Annotated in this window: 4 protein-coding genes and 1 pseudogene; all 5 read left to right on the forward strand. The window is 66.2% G+C overall.

All coding sequences use genetic code 11. The features are described 5' to 3' along the window. The first annotated feature begins 165 nt into the window (after positions 1–165). Positions 166–1,158 (forward strand): RluA family pseudouridine synthase, encoded by a 993-nt coding sequence (locus RMO40_RS17835; RefSeq protein WP_309724299.1) that lies wholly within the window; start codon positions 166–168, stop codon positions 1,156–1,158. Positions 1,159–1,501: 343 nt separating this feature from the next. Beyond that, the gene (gene scpB / locus RMO40_RS17840) at positions 1,502–2,215 is read left to right on the forward strand and encodes an SMC-Scp complex subunit ScpB (RefSeq protein WP_489660190.1); all 714 of its coding nucleotides are present in this window, start codon (positions 1,502–1,504) and stop codon (positions 2,213–2,215) included. Beyond that, entirely contained in the window at positions 2,212–4,200 is a 1,989-nt protein-coding gene (locus RMO40_RS17845; protein ID WP_309724302.1) for a pseudouridine synthase, read from the forward strand. Before scpB ends, RMO40_RS17845 begins: the two co-directional genes overlap by 4 nt. 89 nt (positions 4,201–4,289) lie before the next feature. Then, entirely contained in the window at positions 4,290–4,715 is a 426-nt protein-coding gene (ndk, locus tag RMO40_RS17850) for a nucleoside-diphosphate kinase (protein WP_309724304.1), read from the forward strand. A gap of 70 nt (positions 4,716–4,785) precedes the next feature. Then, positions 4,786–4,946, forward strand: a pseudogene (locus tag RMO40_RS17855) (23S rRNA (adenine(2503)-C(2))-methyltransferase RlmN); the annotation flags it as partial.

The following is a 4,946-nucleotide window of genomic DNA, read 5'->3' on the forward strand; positions in this document are numbered from 1 at the left end:
ACGCTCATGCCGGCGGTTTCGTCTTTCGGCGTGGTGTTGCAAGCGGCCAGGACGACGGTCAACAGGGCCAGGCTCCAGGCGCGGCCTGGTGAGCGATTGCGATTCATGAGCAACGTGGCGCCGCGGGAGCGGCGCTTCCAGAGAGAAGAAGAGAGCGAAGTTTATATGGTTCAACCCCCGCCGCAGACCGACAACCCCATGCTCACCGAACCCGATGACGACGACGCACCCGAGCGTCGCACGGCCGTGGTGAGCCGCGAGTTGCACGGCGTGCGCCTCGACAAGGCCCTGGTGAGCATGGCCGACGAGTTCTCGCGCGCCCACCTGCAAAGCCTGATCGAACAAGGCCACGTGTGGGTGAACGGCTTGGTCGCCACGTCGGCCTCGCGCAAGGTCCTGGCTGGCCAGCAGATCGACATCGACCTCGTCCCCACGCCCGAGAGCCGTGCTTTCCGGGCCGAGGCGATGGTGCTGCCCATCGTGTTCGAAGACGAACAACTGATGGTGATCAACAAGCCGGCGGGCCTGGTGGTTCACCCTGCGGCGGGCAATTGGTCGGGCACGCTGCTCAATGGCGTGCTGGCCCACCATGCTACGGCGGCCACCTTGCCGCGAGCGGGCATCGTGCACCGGCTGGACAAAGACACGTCGGGGCTGATGGTGGTCGGCAAGACCTTGCCCGCGGTGACGGCGCTGGCCCGTGCCATTGCGGCGCGCGAAGTGCACCGCGAGTACCTGGCGCTGGTACACGGCCACCTGGGGCAAGCCTCGTTTCGCATCGATGTGCCGTTGGCGCGTGACCCGCAATCGCGTGTGCGCATGGCGGTGGTGGCCAGCGGCAAGCCCGCACAAACCGACGTGACACGCCTCGCGGTCGCCGAAACGGACGAGGGCCCGGTGAGCGCCATCCGCTGCAAGCTGCACACCGGCCGCACGCATCAGATCCGTGTGCATATGGCCTCGCGTGGCTATCCGTTGCTGGGCGACCAGATGTACGGCGGCCACCCGGCCCTGGGGCTCAAGCGCCAGGCCTTGCATGCGGTACGCCTGGGCCTGGCTCACCCGCAGACGGGCGAGCTGCTGTGGTTCGACGCCGAACTTCCAACCGATCTCGCGCAGGCTTGGCAACAGGTGGATACGCGGCATGGCAGCCCCTGAGCAAGGGCTATACAATCCTGACCAACCCCTTTCCTGGTGCATGAGCGTTAGACGCTGCGCATTGCGCCCACCAACGGAAGTGAGCGCGCCGAATGAGGCGCGACAAGTGGTTCGCCGCGGAGAACGCATCGAACCTTGAGGTCACCCACTCAGCAGCCATTGATGTGGATTCGCCGCCAGCCGGTTCGTCCGTGCGAAAAGCCGCTGTGAAAGAGCCCGATCCCAGAGAGCCCTCTGGCCCTCCCGACTGAGGATGTAGACGAAGTCCATGAACACACAGGATGCGAAGCGCGTCCTCGAGACCGCGCTCATCTGTGCGCAGCAGCCCCTGCCGATGAGGGACATGCGCACACTCTTTGCCGATGAACTCGGCCCCGACAGCCTGCGTTCTTTGCTCGATGAGCTGATGCGCGACTGGGAAGACCGCGGCGTCGAGTTGGTGGCGCTCTCGACCGGCTGGCGCTTTCAAAGCCGCCCCGAGATGCGCGACTATCTGGACCGCCTGAATCCCGAAAAGCCGCCCAAGTACTCGCGTGCCGTGATGGAAACGCTGGCCATCATTGCCTACCGCCAGCCGGTGACGCGCGGTGATGTGGAAGACATTCGCGGCGTCACCGTCAGCAGCCAGATCGTCAAGCAGCTCGAAGACCGCGGCTGGATCGAAGCCATCGGCTACCGCGAAGCGCCCGGTCGGCCTGCGCTGTTTGCCACCACCAAGCAGTTCCTCGACGACCTGGGACTGGCCAGCCTGGAGCAGTTGCCGATGCTCGATGGCTCTGCACCGGGCGTCGCGGCCTTGGGCGAAGCGCTGCACGATCAGCCCTCCTTGCTGGAGGAGCCCGCACAGGCGGCGCTCGGCCTGGAGGGTGAGCCCGAAGCTGCGGTCGAGGCGGCTTTTGAAGCGCCAACGGAAGTCCCGCTTCCAGACCTGCGTGCCGAGACCGATCTTGCGCAGGAAAACGCCACCCCCACCGAAGCCGTTCAGCCTGAAGCTGAAATAACCCCCTCTCACCCCGAGCCTGCGGCCGATGCCGCTCCGATGGATCCAGAAGCATGAATCACCCCGACGACGACACCCCGGCCGACCTGACTGCCAACGTGCCCGCAGACGCTACGCCGGCCGAGGCCAAGCCCGTGAGGCGTCGTCGTGCGCCCAAGGCTGAAGCGCCCGTGGGTGAGGAGTCTGTCGCAGCCCCCCCGCTCGAAGCCGCAGAAGAGGCGCTGCCCAAGCCAGCCCGCAAGCGCCGCGCGGCTGTCGCTAAACCGGTAGAAGACGGGGCCGATGCCGAGCTCCGCGCCCCCTCGCTGGGTGAAGTGTTTGCGTCGCCGCCTGCGGTTCCCGCTGCCGCAGCCGCAGTGGCAGAGCCGGCACCGGCGTCGGTGGCCGTTGCCTCGACGGAACAGGCCGTCGGCGAGAGCAGCGCAGGCTCACAGGAGGGCGGTGGAGAAGACGGCGAAGCCGGCGGTGAAGATCGCCCCCGCTCGTCTCGCAATCGTCGCCGCGGCCGCAAGGACCGGCAGCGTGGCGAGGTGCGCGAAGGTGGTGAAGCCGGCGCAGCCGTTGTGGCGCCCGTGCAAGTGGCCGCAGCCCAGGCGGGTGAGGTGTTTGCCCAGGTGTTGTCGGGCGATTTCGACGTGGAAGCCCCGGCTGCCGAAGAAGAGTCCGCCGAGGAGCCCGGCGAATACAAGCGCGTGCTGGCCGCCGAGCCCGATGCTCCCAAGCTGCACAAGGTGCTGGCGCAATCGGGCATCGGCTCGCGGCGCGACATGGAGCAATTGATCGAAGACGGCCACGTGACCGTCAACGACGAGCCGGCCCATGTGGGGCAGCGTATCTCGTTCGGCGACCAGATCAAGGTCAACGGCAAACCGGTGCGTGTGCGCATCGTGCCGCCGCCGCCGCGCATCATTGCGTACCACAAGCCGGTGGGTGAGGTCGTGACGATGGACGACCCGGAAAACCGGCCGACGGTGTTCCGCCGCCTGCCGCGCCTGCAGCAAGGCAAGTGGCAGTCGGTGGGTCGTCTCGACCTCAACACCGAAGGCTTGCTGCTGTTCACCACCTCCGGTGAACTGGCCAACCAGTTGATGCACCCGCGCTTTGGCGTCGAGCGTGAGTACGCGGTGCGTGTGCTCGGTAAGCTGAGCGAAGGCGACAAGGCCGAGCTGCTGGCCGGTGTGGACGTCGAAGGCCAGAAGGCCAGCTTCAAGTCGATCGAAGACGGTGGTGGCGAAGGTGCCAACCACTGGTACCGCGTGGTGATCACCGAAGGCCGCAACCGCGAGGTGCGCAAGCTGTTTGACGAAGTGGGCTTGACGGTCAGTCGCCTGATCCGCATTCGCTACGGCACCGTGGTGCTGCCGCGTGGTCTCAAGCGTGGCGTGTGGGTTGACCTCGACGACAACGACGTGCGCACCATCCGCCGCTTGGCCAGTGGAGGCGGCGAGCCTCGCCCCAACAATGAGCGCGGCAACAACAACACCAACAACAACGAGCGTGGCGGCAATCGCGGCAACAACCAGCGCAACGAGCGTGGCAACACCAACCAGCGCAATGACCGTGGCCCACGCCAGGGCCCGCGCCCGGCCGGTGGACCCACCTCGGTGCCGGCGCAGGCGCGTGAGCCCGCGCGCGACGACTTCGACCGCGACGACGAAGACCTCGATTTCGACCCGAGCAAGATTCCCAACCCGCTGGAACAGACCTTCGACAAGCGCTTCGTGCAAGGCAAATCGCGTGGCCCGGTGGGCGGCGCTGGTTTCGGCCGAGGGGGTGGCGGGTTCGGTGCGGGTGGGAGCGCGCCGCCTCGCCCGCAAGGCGGTGGGGGTGGCAAGAAGGGCGGAGCCCCTCGTGAACCCGATCCCCTGCAGACCTCGGTGGGCTACATCGGTGCCGACGCTTTCCGCAACAAGGGCGGGCGGGGTGGTGGCCGCGGCGGGGGCGGTGGGCGAAGTGGTGGTGGGGGTGGTTTTGGTGGCGGCGGTGGTGGTGTTGGTGGTGGCGGCGGGTTCGGTGGCGGCGGTGGCCGTCGCGGCCGCTGAGAGCTGCGAGCCGGGTTGACACCAAGGAACCCACCTTCAAGCGTTAGAATCCAAGGCTTTGCCAAGTGCTTGATTCAGGAGAAAAAATCATGGCCATCGAACGTACCCTTTCCATCATCAAACCCGACGCAGTCGCGAAAAATGTGATCGGCCAGATCTACGCCCGCTTTGAAGGTGCTGGCCTGAAGATCGTGGCTTCGCGCATGGCCCACCTTTCGCGTCGTGAAGCTGAAGAGTTCTACGGCGTTCACAAGGCCCGCCCGTTCTTCAAGGACCTGGTCGACTTCATGGTCTCGGGCCCGGTGATGATCCAGGTGCTGCAAGGCGAAGGCGCCATCGCCAAGAACCGTGACCTGATGGGCGCGACCGACCCGAAGAAGGCCGAGAAGGGCACCATCCGTGCCGATTTCGCCGACAGCATCGATGCCAACGCCGTGCACGGCTCCGACGCTCCGGAAACGGCAGCCCAGGAAGTGGCGTTCTTTTTCCCCGGCATGAACGTTTTCAGCCGCTGATCCCGGCATCGGGCTTCTGGCCTGGCGCCACGCAGGCGTTGCCACGACGCCAGGCGCAAGGAACTCACCCATGACACCGGCCAACCTGCTCGAATATGACCTCGACGGATTGGCCGCGTTCTGCGAGCGGTTGGGTGAAAAGCGCTTTCGCGCCACCCAGTTGTTCCGCTGGATTCATCAAAAGGGCGCGGCCGACTTTTCGGCCATGTCCGACCTGGCCAAATCGCTGCG

It is taken from the genome of Rhizobacter sp. (assembly GCF_031412075.1).
GTDB lineage: Bacteria > Pseudomonadota > Gammaproteobacteria > Burkholderiales > Burkholderiaceae_C > Rhizobacter.